Raw genomic sequence first — 20248 nt, 5'->3', positions numbered from 1 at the left:
CTCCCCGACTGGATTAAGTCTGCGACTTAATCCCTTTATGCATCAGCAGTGCCTCTCATAAGTGATCCAAGGCAGCAATAATGTAGGACCGAATTGCATTCGGTCAATAATGTATGGTCGAAATGCTTTCGATCAAAATTGGTATCACAACAGTCCGATTGTAAATCGGACCTACAAGCACTTTCTCTTTGCCCCCCACTGGTTTAAGTTTGGAACTTAAACCTAAAAGTACTTTCTCTTTGACTGAGAACATTGAAATATTAATTTTAAGCTACACACAGAAATAAATGATAGGATTAAGTCACAGACTTAATCCAGAGGGGTTAACTTAAAGTTCTATTAACTTTTTAATATGAACTATTTCCCTCTATTCCTTTGCCATTAACATCCAGATATTTAAGTTTGCTTTCAGTTTAACAAATATCCTATGAAACGCTTCCTATTATTTGCTTTCTTAATTAGCTTTATCTCTTTAGATGCACAAAATCTTATCAATGTTAATCCTGATCCAAATGGCGAACCATGGATAGTCGGAGGTTTCAGAGAATTAACAGATAAAGAAATAGAAGATATTCCAGAATGGAGTCCAGAGATTTCTTCCTACAGAATTACTTTGCCTTCGCGAGTTGATAATACATTGCATACATATTTTCGAAGTATCGTTCTTCAAAGCGGAGGAAGTTGTAGTCAGGCTAGCGGAATCTCTTACATTTATACCTATGAGGTTAATCGATTAAGGAACTTGCCTTCAATTGATTCTGTCAATCTATATCCATCACACTTCACTTATAACTTTCTGAACAATGGAAATGACGACAATGGATCAAATTACACAGATGGTTGGCAAATACTTAAAGACAATGGTTGCCCAACTTTGAAGGAATATGGAGGCTTATATCCCATCGGAGATAAAGGCTGGATTAGCGGTTATGACACTTATTACAAAGGAATGGAAAACAGAGTTATCAGCTATTACAGGCTTAAAGTCAATACACCAGAAGGACTTAATACCTTGAAGCATTATTTAGCAAATCATGGAGACGGCTCACAAATAGGTGGAATCGTAAACTTCTCAGCAGGTGCTGCCACTGCTAAAAATCGACCTATTCCATTAGGCCAATATCAGGAACGAAAAAGAATTATTGTTGAATGGTCTGATCCTGTTGATCATGCCATGACCTTTGCCGGATATGATGATTCTGTGCGTTATGATGTGAATGGTGATAAAAAATATACCAATGATATTGATATTACAGGAGATGGTATTGTGGATATGCGCGATTGGGAAATTGGAGCCATGATTATGGTTAATAGCTGGAGCGAAAGCTGGGGTGATAGTGGACGTGCATATAATCTGTACAGAAATCTTGCACTGGAAGTAAGTGAAGGAGGGATTTCAAACGGACAAGTGTATATGGTTATACCAGAAGTGAATTATGTGAAGCCTGAAATGACACTGAAGTTAAAACTACAGCATGAAAAACGAAATAAGCTTAACATTAAGATTGGTATTGCTGAATACATTAACGATACTGTTCCTGAGTATGAAATAACGATTAATCAACTTAATAAAAGGGGAGGAGGATATCCTATGCAGGGGAATAGTGATGACCCGATTGAGATGGGATTTGATATTAGTTCACTGCTCCACATTGAAGATATTGAAATGGCAAAAGTCTTCGTAAGTATCTCTGAAGATGATGAGGATACATCTGCGAATGGAACATTATTAAGTTGGTCAATTATAGATTATAGAAATGGAATTCAGGAGTATGCTGCTTCTGATACGATGCTAGATATTGTAAATGATGGTTTAACCCGATCGTCAATAACACTTGGTTTTCAGGCATTTCCACCTATAAATCTTAGTGTTACTCCACAATCGAATACCTATCTGTTAACTTGGGATAAACCATCTGACATTAGTGGATTAACAGATTATATTATTTTTAAGGATGGATATGAATACAAATTTGTAACGGATACTTTTCTATCTGAAATCCTTGTACCAAATGGAACAAAATATAAAGTGAAAGCAAGGTTTAATACGCTTGTATCAACACCATCAAATACTGTGATTGTTGAGAATAATCTTCATTTGCCTGTAGCGGGTTCGGGCTATTCCTTAAAATATGACGGAAATAATGATTGTGTGAATTGTGGAGATGGAGTTGATATTTCTAATCATGACTTTACCATAGAGTTTTGGGCCAAAAGAAATCCTGAGTCGGGTAACCAATTTGTAATTGGTGGTGGAAAATACAATAAAGGGCATCATGGTTTGCATATTGGATTCCGCAACAATAAGTTAATGTGTGGTTTTTGGGGAGATGATGTACATACAGATGATATTTATATAGATTCTGCCTGGCATCACTGGACCATAACATTTGATACAACAACAAAAATGCAGCATATTTATAGAGATGGTTTCATGGCAGGCGAAAGGGAAGCTGATGAAAACTATATGGGAACAGGTAATCTTTATATCGGTTGTATGAAAGGCAGTACCTGGTGGTACAAAGGCGAATTAGATGAAGTACGCATTTGGAACTACATTCGAAGCACAGAGCAGATTGAAAAGAATATGTTTTTACGATTGGCAGGAAATGAAGCAGGTTTGTTGGGCTATTGGAATTTTGATGAGAGAGCAGGAACCGTTTTGAATGATGTTTCTGATTCGAATAATACGGGAACCCTAAACGGATTTTCAGAGAAAGCATGGGTGAATTCTGAAGCATGGGCAAAACGATTACTTCAAAAGCAAAATGATACCATAGTGGTTTTTAGTGGTTACAGTAAATCTGGAAGTACAATTGTGTGTGAAATTCCAAAGCAACCTCAATTTGGTCGTTTAGTGATTGATTCAGTCAGTTCAAGAATATTGTATATTCACGAAAATGAGTTTAGTGGAATTGATGAATTTACTTTCAGAATAGTCGACAGTAGTTTATCCTCACTCTATTTTGTTGAAATCAGTGCTGATTTGTTACAATCCGTGGCTGATGTAAAGATGGAAAGTATACTTGTCTATCCAAATCCTGTAAAAGATAAATTGCATATTAGGCTGAATACACGAGCCCAATCTTCCATTTTAGTTTCGGTTTATGACTTAAAAGGAAATCTGCTATTCCATGATCAAAAAACAATTGGTGTTCATTCAAATGAATTTCAAATTGACATAGCAGATCTAGCAAAGGGTAATTATATCATTCAATTGAACTACAACCAGAAATCAAAGTCATTTAAAATACTTAAGTCAGAATAATAGTAATGAAATATATCATCATATTAGGAGATGGGATGGCAGATTATCCCATGGAGCGTTTAGGAAATAAAACACCACTGCAAGCAGCCAATATTCCAAACATTGACAAACTGGCTAAGATGGGTCGTACTGGAAGATTAATTACAGTACCAGCAGATATGCCACCGGGAAGTGAAATCGCCAACATGGCTGTTTTAGGTTATGATGTAAAGAAGGTTTATCAAGGGCGGGGAGTGCTTGAAGCAGCCAGTATGGGAGTAGAGCTTGATGAAACTGATTTGGCCATGCGCTGCAATATCATTTGCATTGAAAACGGAATTATCAAAAATCATTCAGCCGGACATATTTCCAATGAGGAAGCTTATGAGCTGCTCGTGGCTTTGAAAAAGGAATTGGATTCAGATATTATTACCTTTCATCCTGGAGTCAGTTATAGACATTTATTGGTCGTCAAAAATGGAGTTAATGATTTCAGTTGCACACCACCGCATGATGTTCCGGGAACTCCTTCTTTGGATGTGATGGTAAAAGCAAATAACTCAGCATCAGCTACTGGCGATTTGTTGAATGAATTGATACTTAAATCTCAGGAAATACTTTCAAAACATCCTATTAATCTAAAAAGAATAGCAGAAGGTAAAGATCCGGCTAATTCAATCTGGCCATGGTCGCCTGGTAATAAACCTGAAATGAAAACATTGCAGGAGCTTTATGGTAAAACAGGTGCTGTTATTTCGGCAGTTGATTTATTGTATGGAATTGGCGCTTATGCTGGAATGAAAGCCATTAAAGTGCCCGGTTCAACAGGTTTGTACGACACCAATTATGAAGGAAAAGCTGAAACTGCCTTAAAAGCTTTGGAAGAAGTTGATTTGGTGTATCTTCATATTGAGGCTTCTGATGAAGCAGGACATGAAGGAAATGCTGAACTCAAAACAAAAACCATCGAATATCTTGACAATAGAGTTGTTAAATTCCTGATGGAGGAAACAGCAAAGATGGAAGAGGACGTTGCTCTGGCTGTAATTCCCGATCATCCAACACCTTGTGATTTAAGAACCCATACACACGATTCAGTTCCTTTTATTATTTATCATCCTGGAGTGGAAGGTGATTCTGTGAAGGAATACAATGAAGAAAGTGTTAAGAAGGGATTTTATGGTGAACTGAAAGGCGATGAGTTTATCAAGGCTTTGTTTAGTAAATAATTCTAAAAACCAGCTAATTAACAAATGAGCAATAGAATATAGAATAACGAGTTTAGAAGTGAATTGTACATTTGAAATGCATTAAAGTTATTATTCATTATTACTGAAAACTTCTAAATTCTTAATTCGAATGCATGCGTACAGAAATAAAGTGTATTAGGGTTCAATTATTTGATATTTTACAAGTGTTAAGACTAGGTTTTATGGAGAGTTGAAAGGCGATGAGTTTATTAAGGCTTTGTTTAGTAAATAATTCTAAAAACCAGCTAATTAACAATTGAACAATAGAATATAGAATTTAGAAGTACTTGATTTTGTTCCAAAATCATCTAATATTCAAAAATATTGTTATAAGCTATTTTGTTCATTACAAATCAACCGATAATGAGTTTACAAGGAAAAACAGTTTTAGTCACAGGTTCATCACGTGGTATTGGAAAAGAGTCAGCTAAACTATTGGCTGAAAAAGGTGCAAATGTCATCATTCAATATCACAAAAATCGAGAAGCTGCAGAGGCTACTTTAAGAGAATTAAAACCAGCAAATCATATCATCATTCAAGCAGATTTATCAAATGATGAATCTCTCAAAAGTTTGGTTCATAAAGTTTTAGAGAAATATGCTAAAGTTGATGTTTTGGTTAATAACGCAGGTGTTTTCGACATACTTGAATTCGAGATTGCAGATTTGGAAGCTTGGCAAGAGCATTGGCAGAAAACTATCTCTCTCAATTTGTATGGTCCGGCAAATCTGTCTTTCCTATTGGCTAAACACATGACTGAAAATGGAGGAGGACGTATTGTAAATATTTCTTCAAGAGGTGCATTTAGAGGTGAGCCAGTTGCCATGGCTTATGGTGCCTCAAAAGCTGGGCTCAATGCATTAGGACAGTCGATGGCAAAAGCTTTAGCCCCAAAAGGCGTTTTTGTCTATACAATTGCACCGGGATTTGTTGAAACAGATATGTCGAAACCAGCCTTGGATAGTCCTATGGCTGATATGTTTCTCAATGAAAGTCCATTAGGTAGGGTTGCTCAACCTGAAGAAGTCGCCAATATGGTTCATTACTGTGCGGATGAAGCTCCTGAGTTTATGACTGGATGTATTATTGATATCAATGGAGCTTCATATTTAAGGACTTAGTGATTTCGAAAAAAGAGAAATTAAGTTATTTGAGGAACTTAAGTTGATCTAAATGTTTTTGATTTGACCGTGATTTTTCTAGTAAAAAAAAGCGAGTAATAATCTTACTCGCTTCAAATTTTTTAGTGTTTCTAACAAGTTTTATTTCAGTTCAATTGCCTTTAATTTAGCTTGATTGAATCTTTCTTCTGCTTTCATCTTTGCACGGTTTGTTATTTCAATTGCCTTTCTAATTTCAACGTCCGAATCTGTTAGAAAGGAGTCCTTTTTGCCTTCAAGATAGGACTGATGCTGATTTGCGTTAATACCTATTTTTGACTTATATTTTGTTACTGCTTTCTCTTCTTTTGCATCTATCTTTTCTTTCTTCAAATCAGCTTTTGAAGTAATTTTCTGGATTTTAATATTCGCTTTAGTATTTACTTTTTCAATATCAACCTCAGCAATTGTTTCTTTATCCCGAATTTTATTCAGATATTTCAAATCAAATTTTGCTTTTTTTGCCAAAGCCATGTTTTCAACACTTGCATAAAGTGCATCAGACTTATTCTTGGATTCTGTTCTTTTATTATTGGCGATTTGGGCAGCAATTTCAGAAGCTTTATTGAAATCCATTTCAGCTTTTGCAAGGTATTTTTCTGATCTGCTGATTTTGACTTTCTGAATTTTTGATTTTTTATCTTTGTCTTTTTTTACTCTTTCCGTTTTAACTGTATCAATTTTGTTTGACTTGTAGATTTTTTGAGCATGTGCATTTGTTGCAAAAACACATAATAATATAAAAACTGCTATTTTGTACTTCATAATCGTGATTTTAATTGTTAGTTTAAATAATTCAAATCTCATGCCGCTATTTAAAACTAGTCTTAATTGTGATACGGGAAATTCATTGCCATTAAATTGTGTTTAATCCTTACAAATTGAATAGTTTTGTTTCTACATGAAAATCATCATCATCAACGGACCCAATTTGAATCTGCTAGGGAAGCGCCAACCTGAGATTTATGGCAATAAATCGTTTGATGATTATTTTGAAGAGTTAAAAATCTTATTTCCAGATGTAGAGTTGGAGCTATTTCAATCCAATCATGATGGAGTTTTAATTGATAAAATTCAGCAAGTTGGGTTTACTTATGAAGGTATTGTTTTAAATGCAGCAGCATTTACACATACATCTGTAGCCATTGGCGATGCGGTTGCTTCCATTAAAACTCCTGTGATTGAAGTGCATATTTCTAATATATATGCACGCGAGGAGTTCAGGCATAAATCCTATATTTCACCACATGCAAAAGCTGTTATTGCTGGATTTGGGTTGGATTCATATCGGTTGGCGATTCAAGGGCTTATTGAAATGCAACATCAATAGAAAAATTTTGTGTTTTTCAGAGTTGAGGCATCCAAAAGAACTCCGATTTGTCATTCTCACGTAAGTGGGAATCTCTAAGCCTAGATAATGAGATTCCCTTTTTCAAGGGAATGACGACTACTCAACCTTAGCCTCAGCCTACTCCTCGGCCTCATTTTTAAACCAACTCGCATACTCAATATAATTATTCGCAATTCGCTCAACTTCACCTTTAAATAATTCTGGATCGAGATCTTTTAGTTTTTTGGCCGGAACACCTGCATAAACAGTTCCTGAAGGAACTTTTGTATTCATAGGAACAACTGCTCCCATGGCAATAATGCAATTGTCTCCAATCTCTGCATTATCCATGATGATTGCACCAATCCCAACCAAAACATTATGACCGATTTTGCAGCCATGTACTACAGCATTGTGCGCAATGGATACATTATCACCGATTACAGTTGCTGCTCTGCCATATGTTCCATGTATGGTTGCATTATCCTGAATATTCACTTTATTGCCCATTACAATAGGTTCCACATCACCCCTTACAACAGCATTAAACCAAACACTGCATTGATCTCCCATCGTAATATTGCCAACTAAGGTGGCATTATCTGCCAGATAGCAATCTTTGCCCATTTTTGGGCTATATCCTCTTACTGATTTTATTAAAACCATAACTTCTTAAAATTCAAATTTCCAGCCTGCGTATGGCAGGCAAAAAGCAAATTACAAATAAATCACAAAGATCAATGTTCAAAACAGAAGATGTTCAACTTTTTTGTTTTTTTGAAATTTAAGAATTGGATTTTTTTTGAGATTTATAAATTAATTAGAGGTTTGGATAATTTGTAATAATTTTACATCTATCAAAAAAGAGATATGGGCGTACGAAAGAAAATAATCACACACAAAGAGGAAATAGCTACAATTATAAAAACATCTCAAGTTTGTCATTTAAGTATGATGGATATAGATTCTGGTCCATATACCATACCGATGAACTTTGGGTTCGCTAATAATTGTTTTTATTTCCATACAGGTCCAGGAGGGAAGAAGCTTGAATTGCTGGAGAAAAATCCTAATGTATGCATATCCATTTCATTTGATGAGAAATTGTTTGTTCGGCATGAAGAAGTTGCATGTTCATATTCCATGCTTTACAAAAGCGTTGTGGCAAAAGGTAAAGCTGAATTTGTAACCGACCCAATACAGAAAAAAGAGCAGTTGAATATCTTGATGAAGCATTACACTTCCAAAGATGATTTTAAGTTCAATGATCCTGCTATCAATAATGTGGTTCTGTTTAAGGTGGAGTGCAATGAGATTACTGCTCACAACAGACTGAATAGTTAAAGCACATGGTTCTCAAAATATACAGATCGTCTGCTGGCTCTGGAAAAACCTTTAAATTAACTGAGGAATACCTGAAATTGGTATTTGCCGATCCTTTTAAATATCAAAAAATATTGGCTGTTACCTTTACCAATAAGGCAACGGAGGAAATGAAGAATCGTATTCTGACGGAATTATACAAATTAGCGCAGAATCAGCCAAGTGGGCATACTGAAACATTGCAAAAAACATTTCCTAATCTCGGAGATAAGGGGATTTCTTCCAGAGCAAAACTGATTTTACAACTCATTTTATATGATTATTCCCACTTTTCAATTAGTACAATCGATAGTTTTTTCCAAAAAGTAGTTAAAGGATTTTCGCGTGAAATAGGTATTCAATATGGCTATAATGTTGAATTAAATACTCAAAGCGTACTGGATAGGGCTGTTGATCAGATGATGCTTAAAATTGGGGAAGATAAACAGTTGAACAATTGGCTGGAAGATTTTGCTGCAAACCGACAAGAACAAGGTTCAAGTTGGGACTTAAAATCTAGTATTCAGAAGTTTGCAGGACAAATTACCAAGGAAGAGTTTCAACAAAATGAGACTAGTCTAAAGGCCAAGCTTTCGGAGAAAAGCTTTCTATCAGCTTTCATCAAAAAGCTAAGCTCAATAGTCAATGATTTTGAGAATGGTATGCAAGCTATTGGACAGGAAGCTATTGATTGTATTAAAAAAGCTGGACTTGATATATCAGATTTCAGTTATAAGGAAAGTGGAGTTGCAGGCTATTTTATAAAAATTAGCGAAAAACTAGACTTTATTCCGGGAACGAGAGCTAAAGATGGCTTGGATAATACGGAGAAGTGGTACTCTAAAAAGACAGAAGAGGATATTAAGGCGAGAATAACGCAACTAGTTGATTCTTCTTTAAATGGGTTACTTCATCAGGCATTTAACAAATTAGAGACTGATTATAGGAGCTTCAAATCGGCTCAGGAGGTGAAACGATATTTGTTTATGTTGGGTATTTTAACTGATATCTCATCTCAATTAAGTGAAATTCGAGAAGATGAAAACCTGATGCTTATTTCAGATGTTAATCAACTATTACGGAAGGTTATTGATGACAATGACACACCTTTTTTGTACGAAAAAATGGGTAATCGCTATATGCATTTTCTAGTAGATGAATTTCAGGATACCTCTCAGTTTCAATGGCAAAATATCAAACCTCTAATAAAAAATAGTCTGGACTCAAACCATATGAATCTGATCGTTGGTGATATAAAGCAATCAATATACAGATGGCGGGGAGGCGATTGGTCGATGTTACTGAAAGGCGTTGAACAAGATATTGGAGATGAACTTATTGAGTCAGTTTCGTTAAAGGAAAACTGGCGAAGCAGAAAAAATATTATTGATTTCAATAATGCTGTTTTTAGCCAAGGTGCTGAATGGGTGAAAAATTCTATCGAGAACCAGCTTAAAGAATTTGATATTGAGATAGATGAAACAGTTTTGTTAAGCAATCAACAAATTACAGAAGCCTTTAAAGATGTTGTGCAGGATTGTCCTGAAAAGGAAAACAATGAAGGTGGACAAGTTGAGGTTCGATTTTGCAGAAGCGATAAAGAGAAAGGAGCTCACTGGAAAGATGATGTTCACCAACAATTGGAATTATCGCTCGATTCAATACTTGAAAATTGTCATCAAAAAGATATAACATTTTTGGTGAGAACGAAGGCTGAGGCCAATGAATTGGCAGATTTTCTTTTAGCTGCCGGAAAATACAATATTCTTTCAAAAGAAGCTCTTTTTATTAACTCATCACCTGCAGTTCGATTGCTTATTTCAGCTCTTAAATTCATTAATGAATCAGCAGATTTTATTAATGCTGTGAATCTGATAGTTGCATATTATGATATTCTTGGGCACAAGCTTCACTATCAGGAATTGATTGGGCTTAATCTTGAAAAAATCAAAGCGTTCTTACCTGCTGAATTTTTCAGCATTCGTCTTAAAGAATTATCCCTTTATGATTTGATTGAACGTCTCAGTTCCTTGTTTAAATTAAATGAAATCAGACATGAATGGGCATATATACAAGCCTTAAATGATGTTGTATTAGAATATAGCCAAAATCAAAAAGCCGATTTAGCAAGTTTCCTGGAATGGTGGGAGGAGTTTGGTTTAGAAAAATCAATACAAGTGCCTGATGATTTGGATGCTATGGAAATTATGACCATCCATAAAGCAAAAGGTCTTGATTTTAAAGTGGTAATTATTCCCTATTTGGATTGGTCACTCGATCATAATACAACACAGGAAAACATTCTTTGGACATCCTCGCATGTTGAGCCATTTAATGATTTTGAATTATTACCCTTGAAATATTCCAAAAAACTGATTCCCAGTATTTATGTAAATGAATACTGTCAAGAAAGGGTTGCAGCTGCCATGGATAGTTTAAATGTCCTTTATGTTGCATTAACAAGAGCAGTTGATTCTATGCTGATCTTTTCAAAATTACCTGAAAAGGAAAATTCCAAAACTGTAGGTGACTTACTGTTTAATTTGATTAAAAAAGAATCCACAACCCAAAATACTAAACTTATAAAACTAAACGACTTTTGGGAAGAGGAGGATGCACATTTCACGTATGGAAGTCCAGTTTTAGTTGATGAAAATCTTGAAGTTGAAAAAACGTACAAGCTTGATAATTATATTATTAACACTGATTTCTTGAATGTAAGAGTAAAGCATGAACATGCTGATGTATTTGATCCTGAAAAGGAAAGTCCTGCCAAACTAAACTATGGCAAATTAATGCATGAAATTCTGGCTCAAATAAAAGTTCCTTCAGATATAAAAAAAGTAATAAATGATTTGTTTACAGATGGAATACTGAATGAAAAAGAGAAAATATCAATTCAAACTAAATTAAGTAAGGCATTAAGCCAGGCTGATGTTAAAGATTGGTTTTCTGGAAAGTATAAGGTTCTAAATGAAAATCCTATTTTGATTCCGAATCAGGATTATAAGATACCGGACCGTGTAATGTTGGATGGAAATAAGGCATTGGTTGTAGATTATAAATTTGGAGCAGAACATGCTTCTCACAAGCTTCAATTGGCAGAATACAAGCATTTTTTGACTGAAATGGATTTTAAAGAGGTGGAGGGTTATTTGTGGTATGTGGATGAGGGGAAAATAGTTGCGGTCTAAGTTCTTAGTGATTCTTTGTGCCGTAGAGACTTTGTGGCTAAAAAAATGCCACCAAGACACCAAGTCACTAAGAAACACAAAGTTTAAGAAGTGAATATTGATTGATATACTTCTAAATCTTCACTGCTAAAACAAACAAAAATTACTTTTTCAGGAAACTCATGTTTTGATAGGAATTCTTTCACAGTCCTAATTGCGATTTTTGTGGCTCTCTCAATTGGAAATTGATAAACTCCGGTACTTATTGCAGGAAATGCAATACTACTGAATTGATGCTTAAAGGCTATTTTTAAACTGTTTTTATAGCAATTATTTAATAGCTCCTCCTCCTGATTTTTCCCTCCTTGCCAAACAGGTCCAACCGTATGAATAACATGTTTTGCAGGCAGATTGTAAGCTTTGGTAATTTTTGCACTTCCGGTTGTGCATCCATTTAATGTATAGCATTCATTTAATAGTTCAGGACCTGCAGCTCTATGGATTGCTCCATCAACACCTCCACCACCTAATAAGGATGAATTGGCAGCATTCACAATGGCATCTACCTGTAGTATTGTAATATCCCCTTGTATGATTTCAATTTTGTTCATTAAACATGTTTAGAAATTATGTCCGAAAAGTCACTTTAAGCTCTTGAATGGCAGGATAGGCAACATGAAAGCAGGAGTAGAACAACTCTTTCAATACTTAATCAATTTCTATTTTATCCCCAACTTTTAAATTTCCTCCTTGAATTACTTTACAACAAACACCACCTTTCCAATCTTTCATTAAAGCGAGAGTAAGTCCTATAACCTGTTCATCCATGCGGTAGCAAGGTTTTGTTTCTCCCATTACTTCCAGGATAATTTCATCTCCTATTTTAATTATTTTGCCTTTCGATTGTTTTATGCTTATCCCTTCCATATACAAATTAGCTCTTCTGACTTTCCAATCAATGGTTTTGTTCAAATGTTTGCATGCACTTTCCCAATCTTCTCTAAGCAATATAGTGATTTGTCGTTTTGCAGATTTACTCCCTTTGTAATCGTTTTCTAATCCCATTTCATTTGAAATATTTGTATTAGAAACTTCCTCCATAGGTTCTCTGGATGCTTTTTTATAAGCTATAGCTAAAAGTTTTCCCATCTTACATTTTCATAAACCACACTTTGATAATCTTGCCATCCTTTACTTCATAAATTGCTTGTCCTTCAATTACCTCACGTCCTGGAATACTGGTTGTAACGTATTCTCTATCCATTACATAATTTCCGTAAGTAATACGATTGACCAGTTTGCAATGTAAATCACCTGCTTTAGAAAAGAACTCACTGTAAACCTTCCGCATTTCATCCTTTCCACTGTAAATCAGTTCATTTGGAAAATAGTAAATTTCAATATCATTTGAATAAACAGCTAAAAATGCTTCTAAATCTTTGTTGTTGTATGCTACGAGCTGCGCCTGAGCTAAATCTTCAGGGCTGAGTTGTTGTTCTGTAGCAGATTTAATATGCTTAGCATCCTGGCAATAAGATGCAATGCTTACAACAGACAGAAGTGTAAATAATAGAAATGTCTTTTTCATCATTGAAGTTGGTTATAATTTCAAAGTCAAGTTACAAATGAAATTACATATTATTAATTTTAGATTCTTGCTTTCAACAATTTGAATTGAAGAAAAGCAGGATGCCTTAAATACACTAACTTTGCAGGCAAATAAGCACAATGCTACGTATACTATTTTTAACGATACTCCTATTATTTTCTCTAGCTGATTTTGCTCAGCATTTCCAGATACATGACGGAATAGAGGATAAGCAATCTGATTATAGATTGTTGTCGCCTCATGCACGAGCCTTACAAACATCTATGGCCGATTATGATTTGAAGTATCATCGATTTAATTGGTTTGTTGATCCAGATACACTCTATATTGAAGGTCAAATAACCTCTTATTTTGTTAGTAAATCCAATAGTCTGGATAATCTGGTCTTTGAACTAACTCGTTATCTCATAGTCGATTCCATTCTGTATCATGAAAATAAAATCAATTTTAGTCATCAAACAGCTTATTTTCTTGAAATTGATTTGCCTGTTGCCATATTGAAAAATGAATTAGACTCAGTAACTATTTTTTATCATGGGGCACCCGAACAAAATGGCTCAGGTTCCTTTGTAAAGGACATGCACGATACTTCGTCCATTATATGGACATTATCTGAACCTTATGGGAGTCGGGATTGGTGGCCCTGCAAACAGTCCTTAAATGATAAAATAGATTCCATTGATGTGATTGTAAAAACCACTTTGGGAAATCGAGTGGCTAGTAATGGTGTTTTAGTGGCTGATTCTTCAGATACATCTTTCGCCTATTTTCATTGGAAACACAGATATCCTATTCCAGCTTATTTAGTGGCCATTGCCGTTACAAATTATGTGACAACATCCAATTGGGTTGTTGATGGGGTTGATTCTCTTGAAATCCTAAATTATATTTACCCTGAAGATTTAAGTGAATTTTGGAACGATCTGGCTATGACCGTTCCAATAATGGAATTATTTATTGAAAAATTCGGACCCTATCCATTCGATAAGGAAAAATACGGTCATGCTCAATTTGGACGAAATGGTGGAATGGAACACCAAACCATGAGTTTTATGGGGCATTTTAGAGGCTCTTTGGTGGCTCATGAGCTTGCACACCAATGGTTTGGAGATAAAATTACTTGTCAGAGTTGGGAAGAAATTTGGATTAATGAAAGCTTTGCCACTTTTTGTGATGCATTGTATTATGAATATTTCAGGGACAAAAAAGATTTACTGGATCTTAAGAAAAGTAGAATTCAGAGTGTAACCAATTATAATGGCGGTTCTGTGTACGTTTATGGTGCAGATACCAATATTGTATCACGCGTATTTTCCTATCGACTGTCGTACCAAAAAGGTGCTATGGTTTTGAATATGTTGCGATTAAAATTAGGAGATAGTTTGTTTTTCAAGGGAATACGAGGCTTTTTGGATGATCCAAATTTAGTTTATAATTATGCTAGCACTGAGGATATTCGTTGGCATTTTGAGCAATCATCGGGTGTTGATCTTGAATATTTTTTCAATGATTGGATTTATAATCAGGGTTTTCCTTCTTATTCGATTGACATTTATCCACTGAAAAACCACTTAAGCTTGGAATTCAACCAAACGCAATCTCATCAAACAGTTGATTATTTTGAATTAGCTGTCCCTATTCGTTTTTATAGCAGCAATGGTGAAGAAAAGACAATTATATTTCATAATGATTCAGCGGGTCAAATTTTTGAAGTGGATTTAGGCTTTGAAGCTGATTCGTTTGCATTCGATCCTGAATTTCACCTGATTTCAAAAAACAATAAAATTGATATTCATGGATTGAATATAGATGAAAAACTGTATGCAATTTTATATCCCAATCCTGTAATCGATCAAATCAATTTGCAGTTTTTGCAAGCCGATGTACTTAAAAATGTGCAAATTATTGATTATTTGGGACGTATTGTAAGATTGGAGGAGTATAACGACCTACTAATTAGTCCGGGAATGAAAATCTCAATACCTGTTGAAGACATTTTTGATGGTGCTTATATTGTTGTTACACAACTTGCCAGTACTCGTGTGGTGCATAAATTCGTTAAGCCTTAGACTTCCATATGAGTCACTCATAGAGAACTTAGATGAATTTTGTAGCTTGGTAGAATTCGTTTATGTCACTGATTCCTTTTCAAGTGATTCAGTGGTGCGGGAAATTGGGGAGAGGGTGATTAAAACTCTGCACCTTCTTCTTTCCAAAGAAATGTGCGTTTCTGGGGTTGGTAATAGCCCATTTTATTGTTTTTCATCACTTTTATTAATGATTTATTGATATACTCAATTTCATTGAATTCAATTGGCAGGATAATCACATCTGAAATAAATAACAATCCAGACAAACCATTTTGCTTTACAATGGAGTATCCATTTTTGAAATCAGTTGCATTATCATATTGAAAGTCAATTTGCAAACGTCCTTCTTTATTTACAAATCCATATTTGTTATTTCTTTTTACACGCCCCATACCATCAGAAAAAGGATGAGCTTCCTGCAAAATAAATTTGTATATGGTTTTATTATCCTGATTTACATAACCCCAATTCGAATATTTGGCTGCAATGATGCCTTGAGACATATTGCTTAGGTTGGTAAATTTGAACGGTAACACCAATTGATCTTTTGCATTAATAATTCCGTACTTATCATTTTTTCTTACAACACAAACACCATTGCTAAAGCAGCTTTTTACAAAAACATCAGGCTTATATTGGTATAGCATAGGGATAACAATATTAGCTTGGTGGTCAATAAAACCATATTTATTGTTCTTCATGACCATTCTCAGGCCTTCACATTCATCTCCGATGCTTTCATATGAAAGATCTAAAACTAACCTATTTGTGGAATCTATCAAACCAAAATATTCATCTTTTTTAACTACAGCTAAGCCTTGATGGAAATCTTCAACAAAATCATATTCTAAGGGAATGACTTCTTCTCCTTTTACATTAATAAATCCATATTTATCCTCTTTTATAACTTTCGCCAATCCATTTATAAATGGATATGCATCATCGTAAACGCAAGGAATGATATAATCAAAGGCTGTATTCAGATAACCATATTTACTCTCCTGACTGGCAATTGCAATTCCAGTTTTGAATGAACCTAAATCATCATAATTGAAGTCTGATAATTCCTTGCCATATTTATTAATGAATCCCAATTTCCCATTTCTTTCAACCACTGCATATCCTTCAGAAAAAGGATATACTTCATCATAAATACAAGCAACTGTTTGTTCACCATTCTTCTTAATAAAACCACTTTTTCCATTTAAACCTACTTCTGCCAGACCTTCATGGAAGTCTCCGACCCATTCGTAATTTGCTGCGATTGCAATTTGTCCATGATGGTCAATGAAACCCCATTTCAGACTGGAGTCTGTCTGATTGAATTCCCGATATTGGTAATATTCAAGTTCGAGTAACAAATACTCTTTAATTACACTTTCGAGTCGGGGATAATCAGGATAATTGCTAATAAAACTATTGAATGCCTTATCATCCATATCATAAATAGCCAATAAATAAAGTTGCTCCCAAGCATAGGCAACATTGGGATTGCTTTTTTGCTGCCTTATAAAGGTTTCGAAGGATGAAATACTTTTGTCAGCAGTGGCAATGTAAAAAATTGAATCTTGAGCCTGCCGGATATAAGCACTTTCTGGATGTCGGCTTATAAATGTATCATAACTGGCAATGCTATTATTATTGGCATATCGCTGGAATAAATACTTGTCATATAATTCTTCTACTTCGGCAACTTGCTTGGCATTCGGATATTTCTGAAGAAACTCTTTGAGAGACTCAATATTGTTTTGTGTTAAACTTTGCTTAAATGCTAATTCATCCCGAATCCGTATACATTGTTTTGTGTATCTGGAGTCTGGATAGACATGTATATATGATTCCAGTGTTTCAATATTCGGATTCAAACTTATTTGGTAAAATTTAACACTATCTATTTTTAATTTTAGTTTATGAATTTCGATGGTATCAATTCCATATTTAACCACTGCTATTTTGTATTTTGAATCCATGGAGTCATAGCTTTTCTCCATATTAACAAAGAAGGCATGGGCAATATCGATATTGAAAAATGGATTGTCGTTGGTAGAGTATATTGAACTGAGTCCGAACGAACAAGGAATCGGATGCTTTTTGAGTTTCTTCTCAAATATCTCTTTGGCTTTGAAATAGTTATATATTTCAAGTGCCTCGAAAGCTTTTTTTAGATTTTGTCCTTGAGTAACACCAGACAATAACCCAAATAGAATCAATAATATTAAAAATCGTAGTTTCAAGCAATTGAATTTATAGCTTTGACAAAGTTATGATATGATTTTTGTTTCAGCTTTATAATTATGGATAAGTTAATAAGGATTACGATTTTGTGTGATTTTAGCTATTTTTAAAAAAGTGCATTTCATTACTAATTGATTGTTTTAATCAATTTGTTTGAATCAGGAATTTGTGGAATATAATCTAATATCAATTGTGCATTTTTTGCCGGATTGATACTTTCTGTTTTAAGGTTAAATACACGATCAGCAGGCCTTTGTTTTAATCCGTAAACATATGCTTTGTCATAATAATCCAATAAAACGGATGCAGCTGATTCAAAATCGTTTTCTAATAAAAAGTTTCTGATTTCAATTAGTTTTAATCCACCCAGGCGTTTTTTTAGCCGATCACTTGCCTCTAATAAATTGGAAAGATCTGTATTTGAATATTCCTTAACCAGATGTCCTATTCTTAATTCTTTAGATATCTCTAATTTGATCACGTTGGCTGTACGAATTTGATCATAGAATGCATTTGGCTGATTAATTCTACCAATCATGCGGCTTTCATCTTCAATAAAACATAGTTGATCACTATCAATCTCATCTATATGGTGAAAAAGATCATTCTCAAATTGTTCATTTGTAGGTTGTTCATGTTCGCCAATGCTGCCAAATGATGAACCTTTGTGGGAGGCCATTTTTTCCAGATCAATGATTTGATGACCTTTTGTATCGAGTTCGTATAGAATATAAGTTTTTGCAGAACCTGTCATGCCTCCAATAACCAAAAGATTTAACTTCTTTTCGAAAGAGTTTAAAACATGATTTCGAAATGCTTTATACCCTTTATCCAGCGTATAAGTTTTATAACCAACTGTTTCTAATAGCCATGCAAAACTATTGCTACGCATTCCACCACGCCAACAATAAAAATAAACTTCCTTGTTTTTTGCTATTTTATTTATCTCATTTACAAAATCGGCCATTTTAGGACCTACAAACGCCAATCCCTTTATAATAGCGGCTTCTTTACTATTTTGCTTATAAATGGTTCCAACTTCGGCTCGTTCTTCGTTCGAAAACAAAGGAATATTAAACGCCTGAGGTATATGCCCTGATGCAAACTCTTTGGGAGTGCGCACATCCACAATAATCGACTTTGCGGAATTTTCCAGAAATGCTTCTATATTTAATTTTTGTGGCAAACTTTATAATTTATGGATGAAATTTAAGGTGTCTACTTCATCGGCATAATCCCACAATTCAGGTGTTTGTGAGCTCCCAAATGTATGGGTAGGGAAGGATAATTGTTCTTTACTGACAACAACTTGCAAATGATCTTTACTTAGAATAATCCTGTTTTCCAATTCAGTTGTATTCTGATATCGTTCATAGAAAAGTACAGCCAATGGCGAATGATTGGATTGATTTTCTTTCAGCATTAAAAAACCATTGTCTAAATGATCATCTAAGTTTAGCAGAAAGATACTTTTATGATAAATGTAGTTGTTGTAGTATTTGTTGTGATCAATGAAATACCGATACTTCTCGAAGACTTCAATTAGAGTATTTAAATCATAATCAACAGGAATAAAAACTTTAGAAACACTTCTGCAACCTAATCCGAAGTATTGAAATATATCTTTTTCCAATAACTTCAAATCTTCATTTGTTTCATGGCCTGAAAGGACGGCTATAGACGTTCTGTTTTTACGGATTATTTTTGGACAATTTCTAAAATAATATTCAAAATAACGGGCACTATTATCACTTCCTGTAGCAATTAATGCATCTAATCCGGTTAATTTATCATCAATTTGAAAGTATGATGTGCTTTCAGAATCAATTTCATTGAGTTTTCCGATGAAGAATTTGGTTAAAATACTGTCTTTTGCAGATAGTTTTAAAAGACTGATATGACCACTTATAAAAACTGAAATAATATCATGAATGCCTACCAGGGGTATGTTTCCCGCCAATATTAAACCTATTCTCTTCTTGTTTGCTTGATTGCTAAATGTGTATTTTCCCAGCCATTCATTCAGTTTATCTTCATTCAGATAATGGCTAACTAAACTGCTAAAACTCAGCTGACAGAACTCTTCCGTAAACCAATTGTTGTGAATATAAGCTTGATGAAACAATTCGGAGAATTCATTTTTTGCCAAGCCTGACTTTACAAAATCGCCAAGTTCAATCAATGCTTTTAGCCTTTTTTCAAATTCCATGTGCTATTTTTCAATACTGCAAAGATAGATTCAATATAATGGATTGTTAAAATGATATATGAATATTCGTTTTTTTACCACTAAAAGCACAAGATTTTCTTCCCTAGCCCTGTCCCTAACTGCGCTTCGCTAAAGCTTTGCGGCAGCGAAGAGGGTATGAAGAAAATCAATTTGCTCCCCCGCCTGAACTATGTCGGGCAGGTTTTAGGGCAGGGGCAAACAAATTGATTTTCATATACCTGAGCAAATTAGGGGTATAATAGCGGATAATCAATAAATGATAATTTAAATTGTCTAATGTGTATTTATTGTCATATTGTGTACCTAACCTTGTTTTTATATAATTTCCTTTCCTGAGATGGGATAGAGGAGTGTTAAAATTGAATTAAGATACTGAACTACTTTAGCATATTAGTCTTTGATTGATATCGATTAATAAGACAAGACCGTTGCAAAACCAATTATTCTTTAATGTTTAAAATTTTATCCGTTTTTTTTGTGTTTTTTTCTTGATTCCATCCAATTTTTTCTTTTTTTCACAGAATAGGTGGGTGTTTTTATGATATTTCTCATTGTTATTGG

15 protein-coding genes are annotated in these 20248 nt (G+C 34.4%); 7 read left to right on the top strand and 8 right to left on the bottom strand.

Translation table 11 applies throughout. The annotated features are described in order from the left end of the window. Window positions 1-427: 427 nt before the first annotated feature. The 3 genes from HOG71_11280 (at window position 428) to HOG71_11270 (ending at window position 5619) form a co-directional block, all read left to right on the top strand. Window positions 428-3268: a T9SS type A sorting domain-containing protein gene (locus HOG71_11280; protein ID MBT5991420.1), complete on the top strand. Its 2841-nt coding sequence runs from the start codon at window positions 428-430 to the stop codon at window positions 3266-3268. Window positions 3269-3273: 5 nt separating this feature from the next. Then, entirely contained in the window at window positions 3274-4476 is a 1203-nt protein-coding gene (locus HOG71_11275) for a cofactor-independent phosphoglycerate mutase (protein ID MBT5991419.1), read from the top strand. A gap of 384 nt (window positions 4477-4860) precedes the next feature. Then, window positions 4861-5619: an SDR family oxidoreductase gene (locus HOG71_11270; GenBank protein MBT5991418.1), complete on the top strand. Its 759-nt coding sequence runs from the start codon at window positions 4861-4863 to the stop codon at window positions 5617-5619. 141 nt (window positions 5620-5760) lie between these two features. Here HOG71_11270 and HOG71_11265 read toward each other — a convergent pair whose 3' ends face one another. Beyond that, complete coding sequence (locus HOG71_11265) at window positions 5761-6423, bottom strand: hypothetical protein (protein MBT5991417.1); 663 nt, start codon at window positions 6421-6423, stop codon at window positions 5761-5763. A gap of 136 nt (window positions 6424-6559) precedes the next feature. Here HOG71_11265 and aroQ point away from each other — a divergent pair, with 136 nt between their 5' ends. Continuing rightward, window positions 6560-6988, top strand: a complete 429-nt coding sequence (gene aroQ / locus HOG71_11260; GenBank protein MBT5991416.1) for a type II 3-dehydroquinate dehydratase — start codon at window positions 6560-6562, stop codon at window positions 6986-6988. Window positions 6989-7126: 138 nt separating this feature from the next. On the opposite strand, the gene HOG71_11255 is transcribed toward aroQ, so the two are convergent. Continuing rightward, window positions 7127-7654: a gamma carbonic anhydrase family protein gene (locus HOG71_11255; protein MBT5991415.1), complete on the bottom strand. Its 528-nt coding sequence runs from the start codon at window positions 7652-7654 to the stop codon at window positions 7127-7129. Window positions 7655-7858: 204 nt separating this feature from the next. On the opposite strand from HOG71_11255, the gene HOG71_11250 reads away from it, so the two are divergent. Both HOG71_11250 and HOG71_11245 read left to right on the top strand, forming a co-directional pair. Continuing rightward, window positions 7859-8332, top strand: coding sequence for a pyridoxamine 5'-phosphate oxidase family protein (locus HOG71_11250; protein MBT5991414.1), 474 nt, complete (start codon window positions 7859-7861; stop codon window positions 8330-8332). Window positions 8333-8337: 5 nt separating this feature from the next. Continuing rightward, window positions 8338-11544, top strand: a complete 3207-nt coding sequence (locus HOG71_11245; GenBank protein MBT5991413.1) for a UvrD-helicase domain-containing protein — start codon at window positions 8338-8340, stop codon at window positions 11542-11544. Between the two features lie 83 nt (window positions 11545-11627). On the opposite strand, the gene HOG71_11240 is transcribed toward HOG71_11245, so the two are convergent. The 3 genes from HOG71_11240 to HOG71_11230 form a co-directional block, all read right to left on the bottom strand. Continuing rightward, window positions 11628-12134 (bottom strand): O-acetyl-ADP-ribose deacetylase, encoded by a 507-nt coding sequence (locus tag HOG71_11240; GenBank protein MBT5991412.1) that lies wholly within the window; start codon window positions 12132-12134, stop codon window positions 11628-11630. A 97-nt stretch (window positions 12135-12231) separates the two neighbouring features. Then, window positions 12232-12672 carry a molybdenum cofactor biosysynthesis protein gene (locus tag HOG71_11235; protein ID MBT5991411.1) on the bottom strand — a complete coding sequence of 147 codons (441 nt, stop codon included), beginning with the start codon at window positions 12670-12672 and terminating at the stop codon, window positions 12232-12234. A gap of 1 nt (window position 12673) precedes the next feature. Beyond that, window positions 12674-13111, bottom strand: a complete 438-nt coding sequence (locus HOG71_11230; GenBank protein ID MBT5991410.1) for a SnoaL-like domain-containing protein — start codon at window positions 13109-13111, stop codon at window positions 12674-12676. Between the two features lie 140 nt (window positions 13112-13251). Here HOG71_11230 and HOG71_11225 point away from each other — a divergent pair, with 140 nt between their 5' ends. Then, entirely contained in the window at window positions 13252-15201 is a 1950-nt protein-coding gene (locus HOG71_11225) for a peptidase M1 (protein ID MBT5991409.1), read from the top strand. A gap of 119 nt (window positions 15202-15320) precedes the next feature. Here the strand turns inward: HOG71_11225 and HOG71_11220 are convergent, their stop codons facing one another. From HOG71_11220 to HOG71_11210, 3 genes are all read right to left on the bottom strand, one after another. After that, the gene (locus HOG71_11220; GenBank protein MBT5991408.1) at window positions 15321-17456 is read right to left on the bottom strand and encodes a hypothetical protein; all 2136 of its coding nucleotides are present in this window, start codon (window positions 17454-17456) and stop codon (window positions 15321-15323) included. A 128-nt stretch (window positions 17457-17584) separates the two neighbouring features. Further along, the gene (gene mnmH / locus HOG71_11215) at window positions 17585-18643 is read right to left on the bottom strand and encodes a tRNA 2-selenouridine(34) synthase MnmH (GenBank protein MBT5991407.1); all 1059 of its coding nucleotides are present in this window, start codon (window positions 18641-18643) and stop codon (window positions 17585-17587) included. Window positions 18644-18646: 3 nt separating this feature from the next. Next, complete coding sequence (locus HOG71_11210; protein ID MBT5991406.1) at window positions 18647-19666, bottom strand: acyl-CoA reductase; 1020 nt, start codon at window positions 19664-19666, stop codon at window positions 18647-18649. Window positions 19667-20248: the final 582 nt, after the last annotated feature.

Source organism: Bacteroidota bacterium (assembly GCA_018698135.1).
In the GTDB taxonomy this organism is placed as follows: domain Bacteria; phylum Bacteroidota; class Bacteroidia; order CAILMK01; family JAAYUY01; genus JABINZ01.
The sequence above is the reverse complement of the archived record's forward strand: the minus strand, read 5'-3'. Positions and strand labels throughout refer to the sequence as shown.

Coding starts and splice junctions, on each gene's coding strand:
- HOG71_11280 (MBT5991420.1), top strand. CDS start 428: ATGAAACGCTTCCTATTATTTGCTTTCTTAATTAGCTTTATCTCTTTA.
- HOG71_11275 (MBT5991419.1), top strand. CDS start 3,274: ATGAAATATATCATCATATTAGGAGATGGGATGGCAGATTATCCCATG.
- HOG71_11270 (MBT5991418.1), top strand. CDS start 4,861: ATGAGTTTACAAGGAAAAACAGTTTTAGTCACAGGTTCATCACGTGGT.
- HOG71_11265 (MBT5991417.1), bottom strand. CDS start 6,423: ATGAAGTACAAAATAGCAGTTTTTATATTATTATGTGTTTTTGCAACA.
- aroQ (MBT5991416.1), top strand. CDS start 6,560: ATGAAAATCATCATCATCAACGGACCCAATTTGAATCTGCTAGGGAAG.
- HOG71_11255 (MBT5991415.1), bottom strand. CDS start 7,654: ATGGTTTTAATAAAATCAGTAAGAGGATATAGCCCAAAAATGGGCAAA.
- HOG71_11250 (MBT5991414.1), top strand. CDS start 7,859: ATGGGCGTACGAAAGAAAATAATCACACACAAAGAGGAAATAGCTACA.
- HOG71_11245 (MBT5991413.1), top strand. CDS start 8,338: ATGGTTCTCAAAATATACAGATCGTCTGCTGGCTCTGGAAAAACCTTT.
- HOG71_11240 (MBT5991412.1), bottom strand. CDS start 12,134: ATGAACAAAATTGAAATCATACAAGGGGATATTACAATACTACAGGTA.
- HOG71_11235 (MBT5991411.1), bottom strand. CDS start 12,672: ATGGGAAAACTTTTAGCTATAGCTTATAAAAAAGCATCCAGAGAACCT.
- HOG71_11230 (MBT5991410.1), bottom strand. CDS start 13,111: ATGAAAAAGACATTTCTATTATTTACACTTCTGTCTGTTGTAAGCATT.
- HOG71_11225 (MBT5991409.1), top strand. CDS start 13,252: ATGCTACGTATACTATTTTTAACGATACTCCTATTATTTTCTCTAGCT.
- HOG71_11210 (MBT5991406.1), bottom strand. CDS start 19,666: ATGGAATTTGAAAAAAGGCTAAAAGCATTGATTGAACTTGGCGATTTT.